At 38.0% G+C, this 25258-nt stretch carries 28 protein-coding genes and 1 other annotated feature; of the genes, 1 reads left to right on the top strand and 27 read right to left on the bottom strand.

Going from position 1 to position 25258, the window contains the following annotated elements:
* Window positions 1–107: 107 nt before the first annotated feature.
* The 11 genes from CBF33_RS03425 to CBF33_RS03375 form a co-directional block, all read right to left on the bottom strand.
* The gene (locus CBF33_RS03425; RefSeq protein WP_170167738.1) at window positions 108–2420 is read right to left on the bottom strand and encodes a DNA translocase FtsK; all 2313 of its coding nucleotides are present in this window, start codon (window positions 2418–2420) and stop codon (window positions 108–110) included.
* Window positions 2421–2505: 85 nt separating this feature from the next.
* A complete protein-coding gene (locus CBF33_RS03420; protein WP_126761615.1) occupies window positions 2506–4590 on the bottom strand; it encodes a DNA topoisomerase 3 in 2085 nt (694 codons plus the stop codon).
* Window positions 4520–4897, bottom strand: a complete 378-nt coding sequence (locus CBF33_RS03415; RefSeq protein ID WP_126761612.1) for a DUF1033 family protein — start codon at window positions 4895–4897, stop codon at window positions 4520–4522. Before CBF33_RS03415 ends, CBF33_RS03420 begins: the two co-directional genes overlap by 71 nt.
* Window positions 4898–5057: 160 nt before the next feature.
* Complete coding sequence (locus CBF33_RS03410; protein ID WP_126761610.1) at window positions 5058–5879, bottom strand: MetQ/NlpA family ABC transporter substrate-binding protein; 822 nt, start codon at window positions 5877–5879, stop codon at window positions 5058–5060.
* Window positions 5880–5894: 15 nt separating this feature from the next.
* A complete protein-coding gene (locus tag CBF33_RS03405; RefSeq protein ID WP_023605800.1) occupies window positions 5895–6587 on the bottom strand; it encodes a methionine ABC transporter permease in 693 nt (230 codons plus the stop codon).
* Entirely contained in the window at window positions 6574–7611 is a 1038-nt protein-coding gene (locus tag CBF33_RS03400; protein WP_126761608.1) for a methionine ABC transporter ATP-binding protein, read from the bottom strand. The genes CBF33_RS03405 and CBF33_RS03400 overlap by 14 nt, the downstream gene beginning before the upstream one ends.
* Before the next feature lie 57 nt (window positions 7612–7668).
* Window positions 7669–7919 (bottom strand) — a binding site (T-box leader).
* A 50-nt stretch (window positions 7920–7969) separates the two neighbouring features.
* Window positions 7970–8299, bottom strand: coding sequence for a glycine cleavage system H family protein (locus CBF33_RS03395; RefSeq protein WP_023605798.1), 330 nt, complete (start codon window positions 8297–8299; stop codon window positions 7970–7972).
* Between the two features lie 12 nt (window positions 8300–8311).
* Window positions 8312–8662 carry an arsenate reductase family protein gene (locus CBF33_RS03390; RefSeq protein ID WP_126761606.1) on the bottom strand — a complete coding sequence of 117 codons (351 nt, stop codon included), beginning with the start codon at window positions 8660–8662 and terminating at the stop codon, window positions 8312–8314.
* Window positions 8663–8681: 19 nt separating this feature from the next.
* Window positions 8682–9863, bottom strand: a complete 1182-nt coding sequence (locus tag CBF33_RS03385; RefSeq protein ID WP_126761604.1) for an FtsW/RodA/SpoVE family cell cycle protein — start codon at window positions 9861–9863, stop codon at window positions 8682–8684.
* Window positions 9864–9963: 100 nt separating this feature from the next.
* Entirely contained in the window at window positions 9964–10560 is a 597-nt protein-coding gene (locus tag CBF33_RS03380) for a hypothetical protein (protein ID WP_126761602.1), read from the bottom strand.
* Window positions 10561–10562: 2 nt separating this feature from the next.
* On the bottom strand, window positions 10563–10988 hold the full coding sequence (locus tag CBF33_RS03375) for a hypothetical protein (RefSeq protein WP_126761600.1): 426 nt from the start codon (window positions 10986–10988) through the stop codon (window positions 10563–10565).
* A 151-nt stretch (window positions 10989–11139) separates the two neighbouring features.
* Here CBF33_RS03375 and CBF33_RS03370 point away from each other — a divergent pair, with 151 nt between their 5' ends.
* Entirely contained in the window at window positions 11140–11370 is a 231-nt protein-coding gene (locus CBF33_RS03370) for a hypothetical protein (RefSeq protein WP_126761598.1), read from the top strand.
* A 28-nt stretch (window positions 11371–11398) separates the two neighbouring features.
* Here the strand turns inward: CBF33_RS03370 and upp are convergent, their stop codons facing one another.
* The 16 genes from upp to CBF33_RS03290 form a co-directional block, all read right to left on the bottom strand.
* On the bottom strand, window positions 11399–12028 hold the full coding sequence (upp, locus tag CBF33_RS03365) for a uracil phosphoribosyltransferase (RefSeq protein WP_126761596.1): 630 nt from the start codon (window positions 12026–12028) through the stop codon (window positions 11399–11401).
* Between the two features lie 75 nt (window positions 12029–12103).
* Entirely contained in the window at window positions 12104–13342 is a 1239-nt protein-coding gene (gene glyA, locus CBF33_RS03360; protein WP_126761594.1) for a serine hydroxymethyltransferase, read from the bottom strand.
* A 39-nt stretch (window positions 13343–13381) separates the two neighbouring features.
* Window positions 13382–14422 carry an L-threonylcarbamoyladenylate synthase gene (locus CBF33_RS03355; RefSeq protein WP_126761592.1) on the bottom strand — a complete coding sequence of 347 codons (1041 nt, stop codon included), beginning with the start codon at window positions 14420–14422 and terminating at the stop codon, window positions 13382–13384.
* Entirely contained in the window at window positions 14422–15282 is an 861-nt protein-coding gene (gene prmC / locus CBF33_RS03350; RefSeq protein WP_126761585.1) for a peptide chain release factor N(5)-glutamine methyltransferase, read from the bottom strand. Before prmC ends, CBF33_RS03355 begins: the two co-directional genes overlap by 1 nt.
* On the bottom strand, window positions 15275–16348 hold the full coding sequence (prfA, locus tag CBF33_RS03345; protein ID WP_023605788.1) for a peptide chain release factor 1: 1074 nt from the start codon (window positions 16346–16348) through the stop codon (window positions 15275–15277). Before prfA ends, prmC begins: the two co-directional genes overlap by 8 nt.
* Before the next feature lie 59 nt (window positions 16349–16407).
* Entirely contained in the window at window positions 16408–16977 is a 570-nt protein-coding gene (locus CBF33_RS03340) for a thymidine kinase (RefSeq protein ID WP_023605787.1), read from the bottom strand.
* 137 nt (window positions 16978–17114) lie between these two features.
* The gene (locus CBF33_RS03335; RefSeq protein WP_126761583.1) at window positions 17115–17804 is read right to left on the bottom strand and encodes an N-acetylmannosamine-6-phosphate 2-epimerase; all 690 of its coding nucleotides are present in this window, start codon (window positions 17802–17804) and stop codon (window positions 17115–17117) included.
* A gap of 2 nt (window positions 17805–17806) precedes the next feature.
* Entirely contained in the window at window positions 17807–19339 is a 1533-nt protein-coding gene (locus tag CBF33_RS03330) for a PTS transporter subunit EIIC (protein WP_126761581.1), read from the bottom strand.
* A 101-nt stretch (window positions 19340–19440) separates the two neighbouring features.
* On the bottom strand, window positions 19441–20181 hold the full coding sequence (gene trmD, locus CBF33_RS03325; protein WP_126761719.1) for a tRNA (guanosine(37)-N1)-methyltransferase TrmD: 741 nt from the start codon (window positions 20179–20181) through the stop codon (window positions 19441–19443).
* Window positions 20171–20695 (bottom strand): ribosome maturation factor RimM, encoded by a 525-nt coding sequence (gene rimM / locus CBF33_RS03320; protein ID WP_126761579.1) that lies wholly within the window; start codon window positions 20693–20695, stop codon window positions 20171–20173. The genes trmD and rimM overlap by 11 nt, the downstream gene beginning before the upstream one ends.
* 99 nt (window positions 20696–20794) lie before the next feature.
* Window positions 20795–21034: a KH domain-containing protein gene (locus CBF33_RS03315; RefSeq protein WP_023605782.1), complete on the bottom strand. Its 240-nt coding sequence runs from the start codon at window positions 21032–21034 to the stop codon at window positions 20795–20797.
* Between the two features lie 13 nt (window positions 21035–21047).
* The gene (rpsP, locus tag CBF33_RS03310) at window positions 21048–21323 is read right to left on the bottom strand and encodes a 30S ribosomal protein S16 (RefSeq protein WP_023605781.1); all 276 of its coding nucleotides are present in this window, start codon (window positions 21321–21323) and stop codon (window positions 21048–21050) included.
* A gap of 96 nt (window positions 21324–21419) precedes the next feature.
* Window positions 21420–22856, bottom strand: coding sequence for a signal recognition particle protein (ffh, locus tag CBF33_RS03305; protein ID WP_126761577.1), 1437 nt, complete (start codon window positions 22854–22856; stop codon window positions 21420–21422).
* Window positions 22857–22869: 13 nt separating this feature from the next.
* Window positions 22870–23208 (bottom strand): putative DNA-binding protein, encoded by a 339-nt coding sequence (locus tag CBF33_RS03300; RefSeq protein ID WP_023605779.1) that lies wholly within the window; start codon window positions 23206–23208, stop codon window positions 22870–22872.
* Window positions 23198–23851, bottom strand: coding sequence for an NUDIX hydrolase (locus tag CBF33_RS03295; protein ID WP_126761575.1), 654 nt, complete (start codon window positions 23849–23851; stop codon window positions 23198–23200). The genes CBF33_RS03300 and CBF33_RS03295 overlap by 11 nt, the downstream gene beginning before the upstream one ends.
* 230 nt (window positions 23852–24081) lie before the next feature.
* Window positions 24082–25257, bottom strand: coding sequence for an aminotransferase class I/II-fold pyridoxal phosphate-dependent enzyme (locus CBF33_RS03290; protein WP_126761715.1), 1176 nt, complete (start codon window positions 25255–25257; stop codon window positions 24082–24084).
* Between the last annotated feature and the right edge of the window lies 1 nt (window position 25258).

The following is a 25258-nucleotide window of genomic DNA, read 5'->3' as shown; positions in this document are numbered from 1 at the left end:
TAATAGTATAACATACCTTAATCAAAACCTTTATTAACTTACCTATAAAAAACACAGTAGATAGACAGTAAACGAAATATCGTCTTCCATCTCTACTGTGTTTAATTTTATTCTGTTTCTTCTATTTCGATACTGCTAACCAAAACTTTACGAGGCTTACTACCTTCAGAGGGGCCTACAATACCATTCGCTTCTAGTTCATCAATGAGTCGTGCTGCACGGTTATAACCAACTCTAAATCGACGTTGTATCATTGAAATACTTGCTGATTCCATCTCAGTTACCATCTCGACGACCTCTTGATAAAGTTCATCTTGAGACTCAGCTGGATTAGTCGTTGTCACCTCATCAGACGGCATCATATTTTCTTGATAATCTGCACCTTGCTGTTCTGTAACAAAAGAGACAATTTTCTCCACTTCTGAATCTGAAATAAAGGCTCCTTGAACCCGGGTAGGTTTGTTTTGACCCATTGGTAAGAACAACATGTCACCACGTCCGAGAAGTTTTTCAGCACCATTACTATCAATAATTGTTCGTGAATCCGTTCCACTTGATACAGCAAACGCGATACGTGACGGAACATTGGCTTTGATAATCCCAGTGATAACATCCACACTTGGACGTTGTGTCGCTAAAATCATATGAATCCCAGCTGCACGCGCCATTTGAGCTAGCCGAATAATCGCATCCTCAACTTCATTACTCGCCACCATCATTAAGTCTGCTAACTCATCTACAATAACGACAATATATGGTAAAACAGGGCGGTTTTCGCCATCTTCCAAATTATGTTGACGAACCATATCATTATAGCCACCCATATTTCGCACACCACTCGCCGCAAAAAGTTCGTAACGACGCTCCATTTCTTCTACAACTTTTTGTAACGCTTGGGCAGCTTTTCTTGGATTTGTAACGACGGGGGTTAGTAAGTGAGGAATCCCGTTGTAGACATTTAACTCCACCATTTTCGGATCAATCATCATTAGTTTGACTTCATGCGGTTTCGCTCTCATCAGTAAACTTGTGATAATCCCATTGATACAAACCGATTTCCCGCTCCCAGTCGAACCCGCAATTAATAAGTGTGGCATCTTTCCTAGATTCGCTGAAATCACTTGCCCAGAAATATCTCGTCCTAACGGTACTTCTAATAGATGATTATCTTCAGCTGATTGCGACTCAATAATATCTCGAAAAGAAACCGTACTAACCGTATTGTTCGGTACTTCAATACCAATCAAAGATTTTCCAGGAATCGGCGCTTCCATACGAATATCTTTTGCCGCAAGAGCCAATGCCAAATCATCAGTTAAGCCAACAATGCGACTGACTTTGACCCCTACTGCGGGTTGTATTTCATATTTCGTTACCGCCGGTCCTAAACTCGCACGAACGACTTTAGCGTCCACGCCAAAACTTTGAAACGTTTGTTGTAAAATCTCAACATTTTTCTCAATCGAATCATACTCTGCACTTTGGTCGGTTAAAGGAATATCATTGAGCAATGCTGACGGTGGCAAATGATAGTCGAGATTTTCAGTTTCACCAGCTAGTTCAAATTCGACTAGCTCATTTTCTACTTCTTCTTCCTGTGCAATCTCTAGTTGTTTTTCTTCTTCTTGATAACGCTCTTGATAGCTATCTATCTCTAAAACGGTTTGTTCAGGCTCAACAGCAGATTCCGTGTCAGCTTCATCAACAAAGGTTTCTGAAAATTTTTCCTGAACTTTATTTAACATCGAAGGTGATTTTGTTTTTTTATCACGTTCAGTCGGAGCATCTGTTGTTTTTTGTTGACGCTTTGTTTTGAGTTTTTGGATAGACGTCTGACCTTTTTCCTTTATCTTGCTTAAAGCGGCTAAGATTTGACTGGACTGAATATCAAATAACAAAATAGCCCCTGCTATCCATCCAATCACGCTTAAAATATACGTTCCTACTTGAGCAACTAAAAAATGTGTGACCGTATATAACGTAGCGCCAATCAGACCTGCTCCTACTGTTTGTTCTATCGTGTTAGCGCGAATATCTGTCAGCAATTTTTGAAACGTTAAACTAATAATATGCGTTTCTTCAGATATATGTCCTCTAAACCACCAAGCATGAATAAATAATAGCGAACTTAAATAAATAACCAGTATGCCATAAAAAATCTTGGGTCGTTTCAGTGAGACTTCTTTGCCCATTATCATAATGATAAAACCATAGAACATTAAGAAAATGCCCATAACTGGAAAGGTATTTCCTACTAAGAAACGTAGAACATTAGCGATTAGTATACCTAGAAATCCTAATTTAAAAATAGCTAATAAGCCGATAATAATAAAAACAAAGCCGATACCTAGATACATCAAACGTTCATCTTGCGCTTGCTGTTTTTTGGTACGCTTTTTTCTCGTTTTTTTCTTTGCCATTTTCATCCTCCTTGACGTTTCTTATTATACACTATTTTGAAGAAACACGTGACATCAAAAAAAACAGAACCACAATCGGCTCTGTCTATTTCTCTTTTTCCATTGCTTGTCGCAAAGCGATAGCTAACGGACTTTCTTCTGCTTCTGCTTCTTGATTATACTTCTTCATTAGCTTACGTTCTTCATGTTTTGTCATTTTCTTTCGACGTTCTTTTTTGCCTGTCATTTTTTCAGTAATCGCACAGTGCTTACATTTGAAAAAGGCACTGTTTTTACCTTCTAAAATTTCCATTTTTTTATGACACTGAGGACAGCGTTTATTCGACACTTTAGGGTCTTTACGTCGCGAATAATCACATTCTACATTTGAACAAACATAAATCATCCCATTACGTGTACGTTTTTCTCGTAATGGTTCTTGGCACTCTGGACATTTTTTAGTCGTCAGTGCAAAATCAGTATATTTCTTCTCACTTTGCTTAATCTCTTTTACCAGTTGTGTCGTTTCTTTTTCAATGTCTCGGATAAATTCAGTACGTTTCAACGTTCCAGCGGCAATTTTTTCAAGTGCTTGCTCCCAATGACTTGTCAGTTCGGGTGTGACAAGTGACGGATTCACTAATTCTAGTAATTGTTTTCCTTTAGGCGTCACTTGTAAACGTGAGCGTTCACGTAGCATTAATTCCGATTGAATTAATCGTTCAATTATTTCTGCCCGCGTGGCTGGTGTTCCTAAATTATGTTTCTCCATATGACTCAGTAACATAGATTCCGTTAAAGGAGAAGGAGGTGTTGTCACTTTAGCTTCCGTCGTAATATCAAAAGGAATTGTCGCTCCTTTTTTCCATGAAGCTGTCAAATGCCCTTCTTTCTCATCCCGTCGCCAACCTAACTCTTCATAAAAACTCTCTTCAAACTTCCCTGAATACGTTCCTAATTGATAACTATAACGTTGCGTTTTTTTGACACTTGGCGGGAAAAACAAGCCTAAAAATCGCTCAACAATCAGTAAATAAATGCGTTGTTCGTCATTATCTAATTTTTCTGCACGTGCTAATTGCTCAGTCGGTATTAATCCGTGATGATCGGTGACTTTACGGTCTTGGAAAACCGCTCTATTTTTAACTGTCGCTCCTTGTTTTAAAGCTTCTTTTCCTTTCGCTGGAAGATAATGCGTAACCGCTTGTAAGCGGTCTTTCATCGTCGCTTCAATATCTTGCGTTAAGTGTTTAGAATCCGTTCTTGGATAGCTGACAATTTTATGACGCTCATACAATCCTTGCAAAATATTTAGTGTTTTCTTCGCTGAATAACCAAAGCGTTGGTTTGCTACTTGTTGCAATTCAGTTAAGTCGTACGGGAGCGGCGACCATTCTTTACGACGCTTCTCTTCGACATTTGTGATAGTTAAACTTTCATTTCTGACAGCATTTTCTACTTTCTCTGCCTCTTCTTGCGAACGAAACGACAAAACGTTATCTTTTAAACTCAAGCGAGAGCTTAATCCACCTGAAACGACTTTCAACTCAAAATAATTAACTGGACGAAAGGTTTCTATTTTTCTTTCTTGTTTTCTCACCATCGCAAGCGTCGGCGTTTGCACGCGACCCGCTGACAAGCTGTCTTCATATTTGACCGTTAAAGCACGACTGACATTTAGACCTACCAACCAGTCCGCTTGAGAACGAGCTAAAGCTGATTCATATAACGCGTCAAATTCTTGTGAAGGGCGTAGTTTTCTAAAGCCGTCTTTTATGGCCTTATCTGTTTGAGAGGAAATCCACAAACGCTTAACTGGACCTTGATACCGTGCATATTCTAAAATCCAACGCGCTACTAACTCACCCTCACGTCCAGCGTCAGTTGCAATGACAACTTCCTCAATATCCGAGCGTTTCAATAATTTTGAAATACTTTGCAGCTGTCCACGTGTTTTTGGTAGTGGTTTTATCCCAGATTTTTTTGGAATCATCGGCAACGTTTCCATGCTCCAAGTCTTCCACTCTGGATGATAATCTTCGGGCATTTTTAATGTTAATAAATGACCTAACGCCCACGTGATAATCACATTTGGCCCTTCTAAATACGTTTTAGTTGTTTTATTCGTTCCCAGCACCTTGCCTAAATCGCGGGCAACACTTGGTTTTTCCGCTATAATAAGTTGTTTCATTAATTTCTATCCCATCCATCGTTATTTTTTTTCCATTCTTTAATAGTAGCAAGCCTTTATACTGTTGTAAATCCTCATCGCAATCTTCACAAAATAAAAGGTCGCCTTCCTTCCAAAAAGCGGCTAAAAAATAATCCTTTTCTTTTTTCATTGGATATTCACGTTCGTGTTTTTGATAGAGAGCGTGATAGTGCGTGTGCGCTGTTAAAAAATCAGAGAACTCGCTACAATCCACTATATCTTGTTCCCAATCCTCAAAAAACCACCATGGCTCACTATCTCCATACATTTCGATTACTTGATACATTCCCTATCACCTTCGTTTTTTATAGTATTACAAGTGTAGGCTTTTTTCTAAATAAGTTCAACTCTTCTACTTGTGATAAAACGCCCATTATCCTTAATGCCGTTATCAAAAAATCATTCAAGTAAGAACTTAAATGATTTTTGATAGTTAAATGATGATTTTATTTTGAAACAGGTTTAATTTTTCCGTTCCATTTGTCTTCAATCCATTTTTGTGTTTCAGGATCTTGCAACGCTTTTAACAACGCATTGACTCTTGGATCATTTTCATCTTCTTTACGGACGGCTAAGATATTAGCATAAGGCGAATTATCTTGCTCAACAAGCACCGCATCTTTTTCAGGAGTTAAACCCACACCTTCAGCAAAGTTTGCATTAATCGCAATCAAATCAGCTTCATCATTTTGATACGCAGCCGCTAACAATTCTGGATTGACATTATTTTTAAATACCAGATTTTTTGGATTTTCTTCAATATCTTCAAATGTTGCGGTTAGCAAATCTGTTCCTTCTTTAACTTTGACTAAGCCTGCTTCTTGTAAAATAGTAATAATACGTCCCCAATCTGATTCTGAGTTACTCGCAATAATAGTCGCACCGTCTTTTAGTTCTTTTACATCTTTAATACGTTGCGAATAAAGTCCCAATAATTCAATATGAATAGGGGCTTTATTGACAAAGTCATAGCCATTTTCTTTCACTGTCAAATTAAAGAATGGAATATGTTGAAAATAGTTCGCATCAATCTCTTTTTCAGCTAAACTTTTATTCGGTAAGACATAATCTTCAAAAGTCACAATTTCTAAGTCGATACCTTCCTCAGCTAATTTGGGTTTCACATGCTCTAAAATTTCAGCATGTGGCGTTGGTGACGCACCTACTTTTAATACAGAATCCGAAGAAGTCTCTTCTTTTTTACCACATGCAGCCAGACTTAATACAACCCCTAATACCACGACAAAACTCCACCATTTTTTCTTCATTTTCATCCCTCTTTCTTATGAACGTTTATCTACTTTCTTAACTAACCAATCACCTAAATATTGAATCATAAAAACTAAGACTAAGATTAAAATGGTTGCGAACATCGTTACCGTCATATTTTGTCGCGAGTAACCTTGATAGTATGCAAGTCCACCTAATCCACCAGCACCAATAGCACCCGCCATAGCGGTAAAGCCAATCATCGTAATCGTTGTCACAGTTATTCCTGAAATCAAAGCGGGCTTACTTTCCGGAATTAAAACTTTGGTAATAATTTGAACTGTCGAAGCCCCCATAGATTCTGCCGCTTCTAAAACACCCTGATCAACTTCCCTTAAGGCTATTTCAACCATTCTTCCATAAAACGGTGCAGCTGAAATTACCAATGCGGGAATCGCAGCTTGCGTTCCTAAAAATGTCCCTAATAAAGCTTTTGTAAAAGGAATAATCAGAATCATCAAAATAATAAATGGAATTGAGCGGCACACGCTACTCACAATCGACACAACTTGATACATGATTTTATGTCCTAACGTATCTTTACGATTTAAATAAAAAAGGAGTAAACCAATCGTAAACCCAATTAAAATAACCAAAATCATCGAGATGACTGTCATATAAAGTGTTTCTTTCGTTGCTTGTAAAAAATCAATCTCTTTAACTTTTTCAAAGTTGAAGTACGTTTCCATAAAACTACTCGTTTTCATCGTTGGCCACCTCCACTTTTACGCCTTGTTCGTTTAAAAATTCTAGCGCACTTACAACCGCTTCGTCTGGACCTACCATCTCTACAATCAAGGTTCCAACTGAGCCTTCATGGACTGCTTGTATTTGACCTTGAATGACATTAAGTATCACATCATGGTGTTTAATCACTTGTGAGATTAATGGCTGTTGGGATTTATCACCAGTAAACGTCAGTTGCACCAACTTCCCATCTTTGAAAGATTGTGCCAATTCTTGTAAGTTTTTCTTGTCTAATGAAATGCCTGGTAATGTTTCTTTTTGAACAAAACGCTTCGTCACAGCATCTTTGGGTTGAGAAAAAACATCTAAGACGGAGCCGGATTCTACAATCTGTCCTGCTTCCATTACAGCGACATGATGACAAATCTTACGAATTACATGCATTTCATGGGTAATCATGACAATCGTAATACCCAACTCTTCATTTACTTGTTTTAATAGATCTAATACTTCGTCCGTCGTTTGAGGGTCTAGTGCGCTAGTTGCCTCATCACAAAGTAAAATCTCTGGGTCATTAGCTAACGCTCTAGCTATCCCTACACGTTGTTTTTGCCCACCAGAGAGTTCACTTGGATAGGCATTTTCCTTACCTGTTAGACCAACAAGTTCAATGAGCTTTTTTGCCTTCGCCTCACGCTCTTCTTTATTTTTATGACTTAATTCTAATGGCAGCTGAATATTCTCTAAGACTGTTCGTGACCATAATAAATTAAAATGTTGGAAAATCATGCCGACTTTCTTTCTAAATGCTTTTAAATCATTTTTACCTAGTTCATTAATGACTTGATTATTAATAATGACTTCACCTGTCGTCGGTAATTCCAACCCATTTAGCAAGCGAATTAACGTACTCTTGCCTGCACCCGAATAGCCTATCAAGCCATATATATCACCTTGTTTTACTCGAAAATCGATATTTTTTAACGCATGAACCGTTCCTTTTTTTGTTTTAAACTCTTTATTAACTGTTCGTAACTGTATCATGTTGAACCCCCTCCTTCTCAGCTTTGAGTGCATAAAAAAAGTCCTTGTGTCAAACGACACAAGGACGAAACGTATAGTTCGTGTTACCACCTTTGTTTATCATAATCTTACAATTATGACCTCTATCGGTACGCATTAAAAAAATGTTATACCGAGACACGATAACGGGTGTCACCGTCATAGACTTGCAAAGTGCTCATCTATCATGCTCCAAGACCATCTTCCATCTGTATCTCACGATCTGCTTTCACCTAACCAGACTCTCTAAACGTGCCGTTCAAATGTACTCTTCTTTTCAAAGCATTGTTTGCTATTTAAAGTAACTGCATTATAGCAAGCGGTTTTTAGCTTGTCAAGTTTATAATGCTTCAAAGTCTTTCTTGTCAACACCATTTAAAACCATAAGCCAAGCAAAATCTTCATTTTTAGCATTGGCGACAGTTGGGTCGTCTAATGCCTCTTCGTTAATTGCTGCTACAGTACCAGCAAGCGGTGTTAATAATTCTGTTACGGTCTTATCCGATTCAACATCTGCAAATGACTCGTTGACTTCAAGCTCTTCTCCAACGCGCGGTAAACTTAAGAAACTAATCGTCCCTAAATCATCTTGCCCGCGATTGGTTAATCCAATACGATAACCTTCATCTTCTTGTTTAATCCAAAAGTATTTTCCAACTAATTTTTTCATTTTATTCGACTCCTATTTTAATTGCTCATATTCAGATTCTTTAAATCCAAGTATGACTTTTCCATTATGAATGATTAATGGTCGCTTGATTAGCATACCATTTTGACTCAAGCGTTCTGCGGCTTCTTCAACAGACATGCCATCGATTTTATCTTTTAAGCCTTCTTTGCGATAAACTTGACCGCTCGTATTAAAATAACGACGTAGTGGTAAATCGTTAGTGTTAATCCACTCTACAAATTGCTCTTTTGTAGGAGGTGTCTCAACCATATCTATGATATCATACTCAATTCCTTCTTGGTCTAACCAAGCTTTTGCTTTTAAACATGTTGAACAACGTTTGTACCAGTAATAAGTAATCATCTAAAATCTCCTTTATTTGTTATCGTTGTAATTTTATATAATCATCTTGTTGAAACCTCATCGAAAGCATTAGGCCTATCCCTATCATATTACCTAAGAGTGAAGACCCTCCCTGACTTATGAAAGGCAACGGAATCCCTGTCAATGGTAATAAACCAATATTAGCCCCAATATTTTCAAACACATGGAACAAAATCATCATAATAATTCCTGTCGCGATATACGCATAAAATTCATTGTTTGTATCAAAACATACACGAATCATTTGATAAATTAAAATAAAATACGTAAAAATAACAAAAACACTTCCGATGAATCCGAAATTCTCCGCAATGACCGTGAAAATCATGTCAGATTCACGAACGGGAACATACACTTCTGAAACATTAAATCCTTTACCGAAAAGGCCCCCAGACCCTATTGCAATCAAGGCCTGTGCTTGTTGCATAGATTTTCCTGCTGTATCATGGAAAGGATCTAACCATGAGTCTATCCGGGCAAACTGATACTGTTTAACCCCAACCACATCGTATAAAAACTGACGCCCATTTTCAGACAACATTAAGTAGATAATCCCTGATCCAAGTGCTATAAAAACAACGACTGTGGGTACGATAATACGCCACGAAATACCTGACATTAAAAACACGCCACCTAAAATAGCGACGAAGACAAGCATCGTTCCTAAGTCTTGTTGTAATTTCAATAGGATGGCAACAGGTACTGTTACTAAAAATAATTTACCAATCAAAATACCGTCATTTTTTAAAGTATGACTATTTTCACTGTTATGCTTGGTTACGATATAAGCTAGCATTAATATGTAAGCTATTTTCATTAACTCTGAAGGTTGAAAGGAAAGAGGCCCTAAATTAAACCAGTTTTTTGACCCCGTGCTATTGTATAAGTTTTTATCGTAAAACTTTAATAGTATCGTCATGATAAACAGACCAAAGCCATAAAAATAAGGCGTCGCTTTCCATAACATTTTGGAGCTAAATTGCATGACAACGATTATCGCAACAGCTCCTAATAAAAGCCAAAGCATTTGTTTTAACATCAGTGTCAAAACATTAGGATTTAGCGGGTCATTGACTAATGATACATACAATGATAACAAACCAACCAATGATAAAATAAAAACAGGAAGTATAATACCATAGTCAATTCGACTATCAAAAGTTTTTAATTTATTATTCATCTCATCGCTCATTTCTTCTAAATATCTCTTATTATCATACGTCAATCTACTATAAGTTGCTAGCATTTTATCGTGAGCTTAAAGAAAACTAATAAAACAACTAGGGATTAACTGACCAGTAAAACAAATAACTAAAATCAGAGTGATACCATAAATTTTTAGGTTTAAAAGTATTTAAACTAGCTTCGTACTTAACCGACCACGCTTTATTTTGCTCTTGTATCTCCTTCGTCAATGGGTTTAAAAGCCAGTCATATCTATCTTTATCTGAACAAATAACTACTTCCTCGATATCTTCGCGCTCCAATAAAACCATTACTTGTCGTTTGATATCAGCGTAAGTTGGCTCACGCCACTGGTTTAAAGGCAAAACGAGCCATTGTTCTGTCGCTTTAGATTCTGCCGCTAATAGATTTTGCCAATCTTCCGCCTGTTTGTTACCTTCAATCACCAAAAGTTTAACCTGTTCAATAGGCGTATTCTCTCTCTCTTTGTGTTTAAAATAGATAAAATCATCAGTTTGTATTCGAGTCAACACAAGGTGTTTATTCACTTCAATTTTTTCTTCTTTAAGAACTGAATCTTCTCCATATTGAAACTGTTCTAATCGAATATACGGTGTAAAAAAATATAGCATGAGAGAAAAAATGACTAGTGACGTCGTAACAATTAGGCTATTTTGCCAAATTTCTTTCATAATTATTTATCCTCTTCTTCTACCTTTTTTAATAAAAAACCAAAATCATGGTCAGCATGCCACAATACCACTTGCGAATCATTTTCCCATTCAAGGTCGTAGTGTAACGAGCCTTCTTGTTTTACTTGCTCTTGAAGTGCTTTACTTGAATCTGCAAAATAAAGGCGATCCGCTTTCACTTGGTAGTACGCTTTGGTACCCGATGTTTCATGTTTACTCGTTCTAAACATTTTTCCGTGTTCATCAAAAGTCATCAAGCCATCTGATTTTTCTTCTGCCACTCCTTCGTTTATTAAAGATAGCTCCCACTTTCCTATCAGCGCTTGATTATCTTTATTTTTAGCTTCTTCTTGCCCTGATGCTTGACAGCCTGTTAAAAAGAAGAGAGTGCCTATTAATAGTATCATCGTTAGTTTTAACTTTTTCATGTCTTCACCTCCATGCCATTTTACTATATTCTAAAATCTACGTCTAATCGACTCTCTTCATAAAACGTCCTAATTCGATTTTTATTAATAAATGTGCTATACTATTAGTATATATGTCGTCCTATATGTTTTTAAGAAAGGTTGAGAGGCTATGTTTAGACCGACAAAAAAAGCAGTTAGTGAAGAAGGAGTAGCTTTTACTCCAGAGACACCCGTTACATTTGTTCATGATGGTGAAGTCGAATCAGGTACGGTATTTAAACAACTCACCAACTCCGCAATCATCGAAATTGATGAAACCGAAGATAATGATGATTTAATGTTTCAAAGTGAAGGAAAATTAGTAGTAAGTTATGACGACTTACACATAAAAAAAGATTAGTCCCACAAAGACTAATCTTTTTTTGTTGTTATTTTGTCCCGAATAATCGGTCACCAGCATCTCCTAGACCTGGGAAAATGTAGCCATTTTCGTCTAGTTTTTCGTCAAGTCCTGCAGTGATAATATCAACATCTGGATGAGCTTCTTGTAGTGCTTTTACCCCTTCAGGAGCGGCCACAAGACAAACGAATTTAATGTTTGTTCCCCCGCGTTTTTTAAGCGCGTCAACTGCTAAGATAGCAGAACCACCAGTTGCAAGCATTGGATCCACAACTAGTAATTGACGTGTGCTAATATCTGAAGGTAACTTAACAAAATATTCAACTGGCTCTAGAGAATCATGATCACGATACATCCCAATATGACCAACTTTTGCTGCTGGAATTAATTCGAGCATGCCGTCAACCATTCCAATTCCTGCTCTTAAGATAGGAATAATTGCTACCTTTTTACCTGTTAACACGTGCTGTGTTGTTTTACCCATCGGTGTTTCAATCTCAACCGGCTCTAAAGGCATATCACGTGATACTTCATACGCCATTAACATAGCAATTTCATTAACAACTTCTCGAAATACTTTTGTCCCACAATTTTTATCGCGAATGATTGTTAATTTGTGTTGGATCAATGGATGATCCATGACTTGAAATTTTCCCATAATGATTCTCCTTTTCGTTTTTATCCTTATCTATTGTAAAGCATTCTACTTAAAATAACTACCCTAATTCCGGATTTATTTATAAAGTGGGAATTTTTCAGAAATAGCGCGCACTTCTTTTTCAATATTAGATAAAACACCTTCATCTTTAGGGTGCATTAGTGCTTGGTCGATTAATTCCGCCACACGTGTCGCATTCGCTTCTTTAAAACCACGGGTCGTAATAGCAGGTGTCCCTATGCGAATACCACTCGTTTGGAAAGGACTTAATACTTCAAACGGAATAGTATTTTTGTTGACAGTCATATGAACACTATCTAGGATAGCTTCCGCTTCTTTTCCTGTTAGTTTGTATTCAGAAACATCAATTAGGAGTAAGTGATTATCAACATCGCCACTAATCAATCGTGCTTTTTCTGAGCGGTTAAAGACTTGAGCCATCGCTTTTGCATTGGCAATCACTTGTTTTTGATAATCAACAAACGTATCATCTAGTGCTTCATAGAAAGCAACAGCTTTTGCGGCAATCACATGCTCAAGTGGTCCACCTTGTAAACCAGGGAAAATAGCACTATTTATTTTTTTAGAAAGTGCTTCATCATTTGTTAAGATTAAGCCTCCACGAGGGCCACGCAAAGTTTTATGCGTTGTCGTTGTGACAACATCTGCATAAGGGACTGGATTTTGATGTAACCCAGCTGCAACTAGTCCAGCAATATGTGCCATGTCGACCATCAGCTTAGCTCCGACTTCATCTGCAATGGTACGGAATTTCGCAAAATCAATTTCACGACCATACGCACTTGCTCCAGCTATAATAAGGGCAGGTTTTACTTCACGTGCTTTAATTCGAACGACTTCATAGTCAATCACTTCAGTAACAGGGTCAACCCCATAAGGAACAAACTGATACGTCTTTCCACTAAAGTTCACTGGCGAACCGTGCGTTAAATGTCCACCATGCGTTAAATCCATTCCTAAAACGGTATCCCCTGGTTGAATTAACGCCATATAAGCTGCGGCATTTGCTTGAGAGCCTGAATGAGGTTGAACATTGGCAAATTTTGCACCGAATAATTCTTTAGCACGATCGATAGCCAATTGCTCGATAACATCCACATATTCGCATCCGCCATAGTAACGTTTATTCGGATAGCCTTCAGCGTATTTGTTTGTTAAAATACTTCCCTGTGCAGCCATTACCGCCTCCGAAACAAAGTTTTCAGATGCAATTAATTCAATATTACGTTGTTGACGTTTTTTTTCATTTGCAATGGCTTGCCATAACATCGGATCTTTTTCTTTAAAACTCATACTATCGCCCTCTTTCTTGACTTTCTTTAGCTAATTGTATCATATTTTTTCATTTTCCTGTGACCATTCATTAAAATATTGATAATTTGCCGCCTTTTTCAACCGATTCATATAGGCGACCCCCTCATGTTCTTCTGGCATCATCTCAGCTAATATCACATCTAACTTTGGCTCTATTTCATCCAAGTCACGTAACCCAGCATACAGATGACTTAAAGCGGTGGAAACAGAATCTCTATTCCCCAGTGAGAACCAAACAATCTTGTTTTTATCAAGCGATTCGTATATTGAAGCCGTCGCCAAAAGCCCTACATTTAAAGGAGTTGTTTGTAACCATTCTTTAACACTTGGCCAATCTTCTGAAGCTACCATGACGACTTGTGTATCAGGGGCGTAGTGTTTATACTTCATTCCCGGAGCTTTGGGAGCTGCTTCCTGATTTTTTAAATGCGTATCTTCTACAACTTCAGGTACCAATGGTTTTAACATTTCTAAAGTAATCGCACCTGGACGAAGTATCGTGGGAACGTCACTGCTCAAATCTAAAACGGTTGATTCAACTCCTACTCGTGTGGCACCATCGTCGACGACACCTGCAATTTTTCCTTGTAAGTCATGCAAAACATGCTCGGCTGTCGTAGGACTTGGCTTACCTGATGTATTCGCACTAGGCCCAACAAGTGGTCGACCTGTTGCTTCAATAAGTGCTAAGGTTACCTCGTTATCAGGCATACGAAAAGCCACTGTTTCCATACCGCCCGTCACTTCTTTCCCTAAAGCATTCGGTTTTAATTTAAAAATAAGTGTGAGTGGTCCCGGCCAAAACTCTTTCATCAAGAGTGATGCTACTGGCGGTATACTCTCGGTATAATGTAACACTTCTTCAGGACTTGCTATATGTACAATCAAAGGATTATCACTTGGACGTCCTTTAGCCGTGTAAACAGACTTCACAGCTGAAGGATTTGTCGCATCCGCCCCTAACCCATAAACCGTTTCAGTTGGGAACGCGACAAGTTTTCCCGCTCTAAGAGCCTCCGCTGCCACGACTAGTTGACTTTTATCCCATTTTACTGACATTACTCTGCCTTCTTTCTATTCCAACTCATTTCAATCATGCGGTCTTGACCCGCCATATCTTGATAGCCTTTCACTTCACTATCCGGCCACTTTTTTTTCACATCTGCAATGAGCTGTGCTTGTTGTAGATAGCCGTGTTCTAAAAAAAGCGCACCTTTTTCTCCCATAACACGAGGCAATTCTTTAAACAACTGATGATATATCGCGTAGCCCTCATTTTCAGCAAACAACGCGGTAGTCGGCTCGTATTTCCGAACACTCTCATCCATCACAGACCACTCACTACTTGCAATATAGGGTGGATTGGAAATGACAATATCGGCTTTTCCTTGAAAAGATTGTAACAAATCACTTTCAATAAACACCACGTCTAACTGTAACTTTTCAGCATTTTGTTTTGCTACATTCAACGCATTTTTACTAATGTCCAATCCGATTACATGCCAATGGGGGCGGTGACGTTTTAACGCCAAAGCTATCGCTCCCGTTCCTGTTCCAACATCCACTACGGTCAGTTCTTCCTTCGTATTTGGAAAGCGTTCTAAACAAAGTGCGACTAATTCTTCTGTTTCTGGACGAGGAATCAGCGTATCTTCCGTCACGATTAACCGTTCTCCATAAAAATCACATTCCCCAATAATATATTGAGCGGGATAGTCCTGCTCAATACGTTGTAAATCGTGTTCAAGCTGACAAATAGCCTGTTCAGGCATGGGCTGACGTAAATGTATAAGTAAATCAGTTTGTGTCCATTGTTGACGTTCTCGTATTAAATAGGCTGCAATATGTGTGTCTTTCCCACACTTTTCTAAAAAAGAAGAAGCCCAATTTAGGACTTCTCCATACGTACGATTAACCATTTTGCATATTCTCCAGTTTTTGCGTTTGATCATAAATAATCAACGCATCTACAATATCATCCAATTCTCCTGAAAGAATTCGATCTAATTGCTGAATTGTCAGACCTATGCGATGATCGGTCACACGATTTTGTGGGAAGTTATACGTTCTAATACGTTCAGAACGGTCACCCGTCCCAATCGCTGATTTACGATTGGCATCGTATTCACTTTGTGCCTCTTGTTGAATTTTATCATAGACACGTGCACGTAACACTTGCATCGCTTTTTCTCTATTTTGTAACTGTGAACGTTGGTCTTGCATAGCAACCACTATTCCCGTTGGCTCATGAGTCAAACGAACGGCCGATGCCGTCTTGTTAACGTGCTGACCTCCTGCACCACTTGCATGATAGATGTCGACACGAATATCTTTATCATCTAAATCAATCTCAACGTCTTCAGCCTCTGGCAATACGACTACCGTAGCAGTCGATGTATGTACGCGCCCTTGAGATTCTGTTGAAGGGACACGTTGCACACGATGAGCACCGTTTTCATATTTTAATTTAGAGTAAACATTCTCTCCTGAAATCATGACGATAACTTCTTTATAGCCACCAATTCCCGTAATATTTGCTTCCATTACCTCAAAGCGCCAACCTTGGCTCTGTGCATAGCTTTGATACATCTCAAAAAGGTCGCCAGCAAACAACGCAGCTTCATCGCCACCCGCAGCTCCTCGAATTTCCATAATGATATTTTTATCATCATTCGGGTCTTTCGGTAACAATAAGATTTTCATTTTTTCTTCTAGTTCTTCTTTTTCATCTTTTAATTCATGAAGCTCTTCTTTGGCCATTTCCGCCATATCGTCTTCAAGGTTTTCTGATAACAACTCTTCAGCGTCTGCAATTCCTTGTACGACTTCTTTATAACGACGATAAACAGCAACTGTTTCACGCGTATTCGCTTCTTCTTTTGATAACTCCATAAAACGTTTGTTGTCGGTTACGACTGTTGGGTCACTTAGTAACTCCCCTAACTCTTCGTAACGGTCTTCTACTGCTTGTAACTGATCAAACATATCATTACTCCTTTATCTACTTGATTTCCTCTTTGTTTTTGTTACATGATGATGAAACGCTACAATTTAGGATCCTTGTAATGCTTACGACAAACAGGAAAATAAGCTTCATTCCCACCAATTTGAATCTGCTCGCCTGCATAAACAGGTTTGCCATCTGAAATACGTAGATTCATAATGGCTTTACGATGACAAAACCAACAAATTGTTTTTAATTCTTCAATCTTATCTGCATATAGTAATAAATATTTCGAGCCTTCAAATAATTCATTCATAAAGTCATTTTTCAACCCAAACGCCATGACTGGAATATCTAGCTCATCCACAATTTCTGCTAATTGTTCGACATGGTGCTTTTCTAAAAACTGTGCTTCATCAATTAACACACAGTAAGGTTTAAAATCTAACTGTTGAATATACTCAAATACATTGGTTTCGCTAAAGATAGGTGTTGCTTGACGGTCCAATCCAATCCGACTTGCCACCGTTCCAATCCCATCACGTGTATCTAAACCACTCGTCATTAACACGACCGGTTTATTCTGCTCTTCATAGTTATGTGCTACTTTTAAAATTTCAATGGATTTCCCACTATTCATCGCACCGTATCTAAAAAACAATTGAGCCACTTAACATCACTCTTTCACAGTTTCTACTCAAATTAGTATACTTGATATTTAAAAAAATTGCATCCTCTAAGAGACGTTATTTTTAAATTCATTCAAAATAAAAAAGACACTCGTTAAGAGTATCTTTTATTTATCAACTAGTTATCGACGCTTTCGACCGCTTGAGCAAAATCTTTCGCAATTAATTGTGGACGCGTAATGGCACTACCCACTACAACCGCATGAACACCTAACTCTATCACTCGTTTAGCTTGAGCAGGTGTCTTAATATTGCCTTCTGCGATGACGGGTGTTGAAACACGGTTTAAAATGGTTCTAAGTTTTTCAAAATCATTGGCATGAAGAACCATACCTTGTGACTCCGCTGTATAGCCCATTAATGTCGTCGACAAACAATCAAAGCCTAATCTTTCTGCTTCAAATACTTCTTCCACTGTCGCACAATCCGCCATTAAGACCATGTCTGGATAAGTCGAGCGAATTTCATTGATAAACTCATTTAATGTTTGACCATTTGGACGGAGTCGGTTTGTAGCATCTAAAGCGACCATATCGCAACCTGACGCATGTAACTCATGTATTTCTTTCATGGTGGCTGTTATAAATACATCCGAATCTTCATAATCACGTTTTACAATCCCAATAACGGGTAGGTCGACTTGCTTCTTAATTTGGATAATATCTTCTTTGCTATTCGCGCGAATTCCAACCGCACCGGCTTGTTTTGCAGCCACTGCCATTCTTCCCATGATAAAAGAACTGTGTAAAGGTTCATCTGGAAGAGCTTGACAAGAAACAACCAAGCCATTTTTTATTTTATTTAACATATTTATTCCCCCAGTATTTCTTCTACTTCGTTTTTAATAATTGTTACACTTGGTCCATAAATTACTTGGATACCATTGCCTTTTTTAACCAAACCTTTACTACCAGTCTCCTGTAACTCCTCATCCAATACTTTAGCACTATTTTTAACTGTCACACGCAAACGAGTAGCACAGCAGTCAACATTCTCAATATTTTGACGACCACCTAAAGCGTGAATAATTTTTTCTCCTCTTTCTGTACCTTTATAGCTATTTTCTACTGACATTTTTTCTTCTCGACCAGGAGTTTTAAAATTAAACTTTCTGATTAAAAAACTAAACGTCACATAATATAAGAAAAACCAGACTATCCCTACTGGAATAACATACAACCAGTGAGTTTTATCTTGACCTTGTAAAATACCAAATAAAATAAAATCAATAAAGCCACCTGAGAAAGTTTGACCGATTGTAATTTTTAAAATATGAGCCATCATGAATGCAAGTCCATCAAAAACGGCATGAACGACATACAACGGAAAGGCGATAAATAGAAAAGAAAACTCTAGTGGTTCTGTAATACCAGTTAAAAATGACGTTAATGCAGCCGATAACATTAAACCTCCTACAATCTTCTTATTCTCTGGTTTTGCAGTGCGATAAATAGCAAATGCTGCCCCTATTAATCCAAACATCATCGTAATAAAACGCCCTGACATAAAACGAGATGTTCCTTCAAAAAATTGACTTGTATTAGGATCTGCTAACTGTGCAAAGAAAATGTTTTGCGTTCCTTGGACCAACTGCCCACCAACTTCTAAACTTCCGCCCAAAGCAGTTTGCCAAAAAGGCAAATAAAAAATATGATGTAAGCCTAATGGCCCCAACATTCTCAATATAAATCCATAAAAGAATGTGCCTATATAACCGGTTCCATTAACAATATTTCCCATGCCAAATATCAAACTCTGTAACAACGGCCAAACATAAAACATAATTAAACCTAAAACAACAGCTGAGAAAGCTGTAATAATTGGAACAAATCTAGAGCCACCAAAAAAACCTAAAATAGTCGGTAATTCTGTTTTGTTAAAACGGTTATGTAGCATTGCTGTCATAATACCTACTATAATACCACCAAATACACCGGATTCTAATGTTTGAATCCCCATCGTCATTCCTTGTCCAACAGATGCCAAGTTATCTGTTGCTAGTGTATTAGTTAAAATAAGAATAGCGTTAATTGTCGCATTCATTACTAAATATCCAATAAGAGAAGCTAATCCTGCTGTTCCCTTATCTGATTTAGCTAAGCCAACTGCTACTCCAATAGCAAAAATTATTGGTAAATTAGCAAAAACAATACTCCCTGCTGAACTCATAACTGTGAACACTGCTTGCAACCATGAAATATCTAACATTGGATAAGCTTGAACAGTATTCGGATTAGATAATGCACCACCTATCCCTAATAATAACCCAGCTGCTGGTAACACAGCGATTGGCAACATAAATGATTTACCAAATTGTTGCGCTTGTTCAAAAAACCTTTTCATTAAAAAACCCCCTATAAGATAATTATTACCGTTATATATTAACATTAATAATTATTTTCGTAAAGCGGTTTTAAAAAAACAAGTGAGAATCTCACTTGTTTTTAAAACTCTTTTTCGTTTTTAATTTCAGCTAAATATTTTTCCATAGTTGGTGTTAATTCAAGTGTTTCCAACATATCTGGACGTCGCAAATAAGTACGTCGTAACGATTCTTTTAAGCGCCACTCTTCTATCTTTTGATGATGACCATTTAATAAGACCTCTGGTACCTTCATCCCTTCATATTCTGCTGGTCGTGTATAATGGGGATGTTCGAGTAAGCCTGTCGAATGTGAGTCAGTTACAGCCGACTCCGCGTTTCCTAAGACATCCGGTAATAAACGAACCGTAGCATCAATCATGGTCATTGCGGCTAATTCACCACCTGTTAAAACATAATCGCCAATAGAAACTTCGTCTGTCACTAAAGAGCGAATACGCTCATCATACCCTTCATAATGCCCACAAATAAAAACTAAATGCTCTTCCTTAGAAAAGTCTTCAGCTAAAGTTTGGTCAAACTTTTGTCCCGCAGGATCTAACAAAATAATGCGTTTCTGTGTTGTCGGATGTTGCACATCTATTGCTTTTAAACCATCCGCTATCGGTTGAACTTTTAATAGCATGCCTGCTCCACCACCATATGGATAGTCATCGACCTGTTGATGTTTATTGGTAGAGAAATCACGAAAATTATGAACAGTCATCTCCACTAGCTCTTTTGCCTGTGCCTTACCTAAAATTGATTCATTTAGCGGTCCTTCAAACATTTTCGGAAAAAGCGTCAACACATCAATCTTCATCATCTACCAACCCTTCTGGCAAGCTGACATCAATTCGTTGTGTTGTGACATCGACATTTAACACCACTGATTCAATATAAGGAATTAAAATATCCTTTCCTTTAGGTACTTGTATAACCCACACATCATTAGCTCCCGGTGATAATATTTCTTTCACTTTTCCTAGTAAACCACGCGTTTCATCATAGACATCACATCCAATGATTTCATGATAATAAAATTCATGGTCGTCTAACTCTTGCGTATCCTCTTTGGCAACTTTTAAAATACCGTCACGATAAATTTCTACATCATTTATTGACGGATGGCCTTCAAAACTTAGCAAAACAAAATTTTTATGAACACGATAACTCGCAATCGTTAATGGCTTTACTAACTCATTGTTTTGAAATAAATATAACGTATTGCCTTTTTTATAACGCTCTTCTGGAAAATCTGTGCGAGATATAACGCGAACTTCTCCTTTGATTCCTTGTGTGTTAACTATTTTCCCGACATTTAAATATTCTGTCATAAATTCACATCCTTCAATTTCATCGATGATGTTATTGTATCACGTTTATAGCGACCTCGCACACAAACAAAAAAGACATTAAGAGTCACCTCTTAATGTCTAATCGACAATGTTTAAACGCACGCGCTTGGCTCCGTCTAATCTCACAGAATAAACAATCGTACGAATCGCTTTTGCCACTCGACCCTGTTTACCAATCACGCGACCTACATCGTCAGGGTGTACGGTCAAATTATATTCTAGAAAGTCATCAGACTCTTCTATTTCTAATTCAATCGCTTCAGGATAACTGACTAACGGACGGACAATGGTTAAAACCAAATCTTTCACATCTGTCATTTTTCAGCCCACCTTATTTTTTTTCAAATTTAGCCTCATGATGTTTTTGCATGATGCCTTCTTTTGATAAAATGTTACGAACTGTATCTGAAGGTTGTGCCCCTTTAGCTAACCAGTCTAAAATAACATCTTCTTTAATGCTAACTTTTGCAGGCTCTTCAGTTGGACTGTATGTACCTACAACTTCGATATAACGGCCATCACGTGGAGAACGTGAATCTGCTACTACCATACGATAAAATGGGTTTTTCTTAGATCCCATACGTTTTAAACGAATTTTAACTGACATATTATGTCACCTCCATCAATTTGATCACGAAAATAAGTTTACCACTATTCAAAAGAGATGTAAAGTGTTTTTTCTTTACAGCTCTATTTTTTTATTTTATTTACGTTTTTTCTTTTGTCTTAAAGCTTTTTTCTTCGCATTTCGTTGTTTTCGAGCCATTTGGTTGAGTGCCATTTTGCCCATTTTACCTTTCATGCCACCGCCTAGCATTTGGTCCATACCTGCTGGCATTTTACCATTCGTCATTTGTTGCATCATTTTGCGAGATTCTTTAAATTGTTTTATCATGCGGTTCACTTCTATCACACTGTTACCTGATCCGGCTGCAATACGACGACGACGACTCGGGTTTAGTAAGTCTGGATTCTCACGCTCTGCGGGTGTCATGGAATAAACCATTGCCTTTTTACGTTCGACATCTTTCGGATCGACTTGAATTTGGTCAATTCCCGGAACATTCGACATACCTGGAATCATCTTTAGTAAATCTTCTAACGGTCCCATACCCATGACTTGATCTAATTGCTCGATAAAGTCATTAAAGTCAAACGTATTCTCTTTCATTTTCTTTGCAAGTTCTTCTGCTTTTTCAGCGTCGTACTCTTGCTGAGCTTTTTCAATTAAAGTAAGCATGTCTCCCATACCTAGAATACGACTAGACATTCTATCTGGGTGGAACACTTCGATATCAGTTAGTTTTTCACCCGTCCCGATAAATTTAATTGGTTTGCCTGTTACAGCACGAATGGATAGCGCCGCACCACCTCGGGTATCACCGTCAAGTTTTGTGACAACAACCCCTGTAATATCTAGCTGTTCATTAAAACTCTGAGCGACATTCACGGCATCTTGTCCAGTCATCGCATCAACAACTAATAAGATTTCATCTGGCTGGGCTAACGATTTAATCTCTTGAAGCTCGTTCATCAATACATCGTCAATATGTAAACGTCCTGCCGTATCAATGAACACATAGTCATTTTTATTTTCACGCGCTTGTGCTAACCCTTGACGTACAATTTCTACGGGACTGACATCCGTTCCCATTTCAAAGACTGGGATATCCAGTTGTTGTCCGATGACTTTCAATTGGTCGATTGCAGCTGGACGATACACGTCACCTGCGATTAATAATGGACGGGCTTTCTCATTTTTTTTCAAGAAGCCTGCTAGTTTTCCAACAAATGTCGTTTTACCAGCACCTTGTAAACCAGACATCATGACAATCGTTGGAATTTTGGGTGATTTATTTAGTGGTACAGCTTCAGAGCCTAAAGTCTCTGTTAACTCTTCATCCACAATTTTGACAATTTGTTGTGTCGAAGTTAAACTCTCAAGCACTTCTTCACCTAACGCCCGGTCGCTCACACGTTTAGTAAAGTCCTTGACGACTTTGAAGTTTACGTCGGCTTCTAGTAATGCCAAACGTATTTCACGCATCATTTCTTTTATATCTGCTTCCGTAATTTTTCCTTTACGTTTTAAATTTTTCATTGTCGCTTGTAAGCGATCTGTTAAACTTTCAAAAGCCATAATGTCTACCCCTTTATTCTTCTATTTCTTGTAATTCTTTAATCCAGTTGGCTAACATATCCTCTTCTGGATATGTATCTTTTAGATAGTCTTTCATTTTTTCTAAAAGCGATTCTCGCATAATATAATTAGAATATAAGTGCAACTTTTTTTCATACGCTTCTAGTATTTTTTCTGTACGCTTTATATTATCATAGACTGCTTGTCGACTCACGTTAAATTCTTCGGCAATTTCACCTAAAGAAAAATCATCGGCATAGTATAATTCCATATAATTCATTTGTTTTTCAGTTAAAAGGGTGGAATAAAACTCAAATAACGCATTCATACGATTAGTTTTTTCAATGTTCATGTTTGACGCCCCTTTCTCGCGCTTGTTTTTGGTTTAATTTTTCAATTAAACTGTGGTAGTAACTCGGAGCATCTATACACATTCGAGACCGTCTGAGTATTTTCTTAGTCGGTATCTTGTTGCCTTCTTCTTGCCGGTAACCTTTTACTTCAGTCGCGTAATTTGATTGATTTACCACTTTCGTTAGTTCTGAGAGTGAGCACCAGTATACCCCTTCTACTTCTTCCTCTTGTAAAAAAGTCGCTTCCATTTCTTTCGGAGATAAAAGATAGAGATAAACATGACTAAACTCATTATCTATCCAATCCTCCAATTTGTATGAAATGGGATAAACCATGAGTGGTTCTAATTCAGACCACATTAGAGATAAGCCTATTTCTTCCTTTACTTCTCTAAGACCATCCTCAATCGTTTCATTAAATTGAATATGCCCAGATGCCGTCATATCAAATTGGTTAGGAAAGTCCTGTTTCTTTTGACTTCGCTGTTGCAATAACAACTCTAACTCTCCTCGATCATTATAATGATAGCCCCAAAAATGAAAAGTTTGATGCCAATCCCCATCTCGATGAACCGCTGCCCGTGATTTTTTTCCGATTACTTGTTGCTGACTATCACAAATAGCGAGATATTCTTCTTGCATATCTTCACGTCCTTTGTATTAAAAAGCAGTGCCACGTTATTATACCATATTTCTAATAAATTTAAATTGTCATTCTAAACAGTATGTGCTATAATTCCGTTATGCGATGAGGCGACACGCATTCCTTTTTATAGGAATGCCCCTTTACCATTAAGTGTTTTGTGGAAGACACGGTAAAGTTTTGGAGAAAAAGCTCATTACCTATTCATAGGTAATGAGCTTTTTCATTTTTATAAATAGAGTTTTCCATTTAAAAAACGGCTCAAACGATTCATCGCATAGCGTAACGTTTCGACATCAGCAGCGTAGCTAATGCGCACGTACCCTTCTCCTCCCGGACCAAAAGCAGAACCAGCAATTACTGCCAATTTCGCACGCTCTGCCAAGCGTTCACAAAACTCATTATCATCTAGACCTAACTCTTCAGGAATTTTGGCAAAAACATAGAAAGCGCCATTTGGTTTTGCGACTTCCATATTCAAGCTAGCCAAAGCGTCACATACAATATCGCGGCGTATTTGATAAGCTTGGCGCATCTCTTCAGTTGCATCCATAGCTTCTCTCAGAGCAACTTCACTCGCCACTTGCAACATCGTGGGCGTAGACGTCACTAAAAACTGATGCGTCTTACGAATTTCTGTCGTGATATATGCAGGGGCGCAGACAAATCCTACTCGCCACCCTGTCATAGCATGGGATTTAGACAGACCTTGAACGACTATCGTTTGCTCGGGTAGAAAACGGGCAATTGAAATATGCTCAACATCGTAAATTAATTCCGCATAGATTTCATCAGCGATGACAAACACATCATGTTTTCTTAATACACGTGCCAACGCTGCTAATTCTTCCTCCGTATAGGTAACCCCAGTTGGATTGCTCGGATAATTTAAAACAATTGCTTTAATCCGTTCACCATGAGTAGCAAACACAGCTTCTAACTGTTCAGCACTTAGCACAAAATCAGTGGATGACGTATCAAGATGAATCGCTTCCGCCCCCGCCATTGTCACGACGGGTTCATAACCCGGAAAAGTGGGTGTCGGAATCAAGACACAGTCACCCGGGTTTAAAACAGTCAGAAGTGCAGCTGCGTACCCTTCTGTCGCCCCAATTGTCACTGTGATTTCTGTGTCTGCATCATAAGATAACTGATGTCGTGCTGACATAAAATCAGCAATAGTTTCTCGCAGATTAAGTGTGCCTGCATTATGGGTATAGTGCGAATAATCTAAATCAATCGCAGATTTTGCTGCTTCTTTAACCGCTTTTGGTGTTGCAAAATCTGGCTCACCTAGCGTTAATTTGATAATTCCAGGAATCTGACTTACAGCTTGATCAAATGAACGAATTGGTGAAGGCATAATGCGATTAAGGTTATCATTAAAGTTGTTTTCTAATCTCATT

The sequence above is a fragment of the Vagococcus lutrae genome, from assembly GCF_003987555.1.
Taxonomy (GTDB): Bacteria; Bacillota; Bacilli; order Lactobacillales; family Vagococcaceae; genus Vagococcus_A; species Vagococcus_A lutrae.
The sequence above is the reverse complement of the archived record's forward strand: the minus strand, read 5'-3'. Positions and strand labels throughout refer to the sequence as shown.

What these genes read in the sequence shown, in the direction of transcription:
- CBF33_RS03315 (WP_023605782.1), bottom strand. Translation starts at nt 21,034, where the DNA reads ATGACAGATGTGAAAGATTTGGTTTTAACCATTGTCCGTCCGTTAGTC.
- CBF33_RS03295 (WP_126761575.1), bottom strand. Translation starts at nt 23,851, where the DNA reads ATGCAAGAAGAATATCTCGCTATTTGTGATAGTCAGCAACAAGTAATC.
- CBF33_RS03355 (WP_126761592.1), bottom strand. Translation starts at nt 14,422, where the DNA reads ATGTCAGTAAAATGGGATAAAAGTCAACTAGTCGTGGCAGCGGAGGCT.
- CBF33_RS03420 (WP_126761615.1), bottom strand. Translation starts at nt 4,590, where the DNA reads ATGAAACAACTTATTATAGCGGAAAAACCAAGTGTTGCCCGCGATTTA.
- upp (WP_126761596.1), bottom strand. Translation starts at nt 12,028, where the DNA reads ATGGGAAAATTTCAAGTCATGGATCATCCATTGATCCAACACAAATTA.
- CBF33_RS03395 (WP_023605798.1), bottom strand. Translation starts at nt 8,299, where the DNA reads ATGAAAAAATTAGTTGGAAAATACTTTTGGATTAAACAAGAAGATGAA.
- ffh (WP_126761577.1), bottom strand. Translation starts at nt 22,856, where the DNA reads ATGGCTTTTGAAAGTTTAACAGATCGCTTACAAGCGACAATGAAAAAT.
- CBF33_RS03375 (WP_126761600.1), bottom strand. Translation starts at nt 10,988, where the DNA reads ATGAAAAAGTTAAAACTAACGATGATACTATTAATAGGCACTCTCTTC.
- CBF33_RS03300 (WP_023605779.1), bottom strand. Translation starts at nt 23,208, where the DNA reads ATGAACATTGAAAAAACTAATCGTATGAATGCGTTATTTGAGTTTTAT.
- CBF33_RS03330 (WP_126761581.1), bottom strand. Translation starts at nt 19,339, where the DNA reads ATGAAAAGGTTTTTTGAACAAGCGCAACAATTTGGTAAATCATTTATG.
- CBF33_RS03410 (WP_126761610.1), bottom strand. Translation starts at nt 5,879, where the DNA reads ATGAAGAAAAAATGGTGGAGTTTTGTCGTGGTATTAGGGGTTGTATTA.
- CBF33_RS03390 (WP_126761606.1), bottom strand. Translation starts at nt 8,662, where the DNA reads ATGATTACTTATTACTGGTACAAACGTTGTTCAACATGTTTAAAAGCA.
- CBF33_RS03335 (WP_126761583.1), bottom strand. Translation starts at nt 17,804, where the DNA reads ATGTTAAATAAAATAAAAAATGGCTTGGTTGTTTCTTGTCAAGCTCTT.
- CBF33_RS03425 (WP_170167738.1), bottom strand. Translation starts at nt 2,420, where the DNA reads ATGGCAAAGAAAAAAACGAGAAAAAAGCGTACCAAAAAACAGCAAGCG.
- prfA (WP_023605788.1), bottom strand. Translation starts at nt 16,348, where the DNA reads ATGTTTGATCAGTTACAAGCAGTAGAAGACCGTTACGAAGAGTTAGGG.
- prmC (WP_126761585.1), bottom strand. Translation starts at nt 15,282, where the DNA reads ATGGTTAATCGTACGTATGGAGAAGTCCTAAATTGGGCTTCTTCTTTT.
- CBF33_RS03400 (WP_126761608.1), bottom strand. Translation starts at nt 7,611, where the DNA reads ATGATACAGTTACGAACAGTTAATAAAGAGTTTAAAACAAAAAAAGGA.
- CBF33_RS03290 (WP_126761715.1), bottom strand. Translation starts at nt 25,257, where the DNA reads ATGAGATTAGAAAACAACTTTAATGATAACCTTAATCGCATTATGCCT.
- CBF33_RS03370 (WP_126761598.1), top strand. Translation starts at nt 11,140, where the DNA reads ATGTTTAGACCGACAAAAAAAGCAGTTAGTGAAGAAGGAGTAGCTTTT.
- CBF33_RS03385 (WP_126761604.1), bottom strand. Translation starts at nt 9,863, where the DNA reads ATGAATAATAAATTAAAAACTTTTGATAGTCGAATTGACTATGGTATT.
- rpsP (WP_023605781.1), bottom strand. Translation starts at nt 21,323, where the DNA reads ATGTCAGTTAAAATTCGTTTAAAACGTATGGGATCTAAGAAAAACCCA.
- CBF33_RS03405 (WP_023605800.1), bottom strand. Translation starts at nt 6,587, where the DNA reads ATGAAAACGAGTAGTTTTATGGAAACGTACTTCAACTTTGAAAAAGTT.
- CBF33_RS03380 (WP_126761602.1), bottom strand. Translation starts at nt 10,560, where the DNA reads ATGAAAGAAATTTGGCAAAATAGCCTAATTGTTACGACGTCACTAGTC.
- glyA (WP_126761594.1), bottom strand. Translation starts at nt 13,342, where the DNA reads ATGAGTTTTAAAGAAAAAGATCCGATGTTATGGCAAGCCATTGCAAAT.
- trmD (WP_126761719.1), bottom strand. Translation starts at nt 20,181, where the DNA reads ATGAAGATTGATGTGTTGACGCTTTTTCCGAAAATGTTTGAAGGACCG.
- rimM (WP_126761579.1), bottom strand. Translation starts at nt 20,695, where the DNA reads ATGACAGAATATTTAAATGTCGGGAAAATAGTTAACACACAAGGAATC.
- CBF33_RS03415 (WP_126761612.1), bottom strand. Translation starts at nt 4,897, where the DNA reads ATGTATCAAGTAATCGAAATGTATGGAGATAGTGAGCCATGGTGGTTT.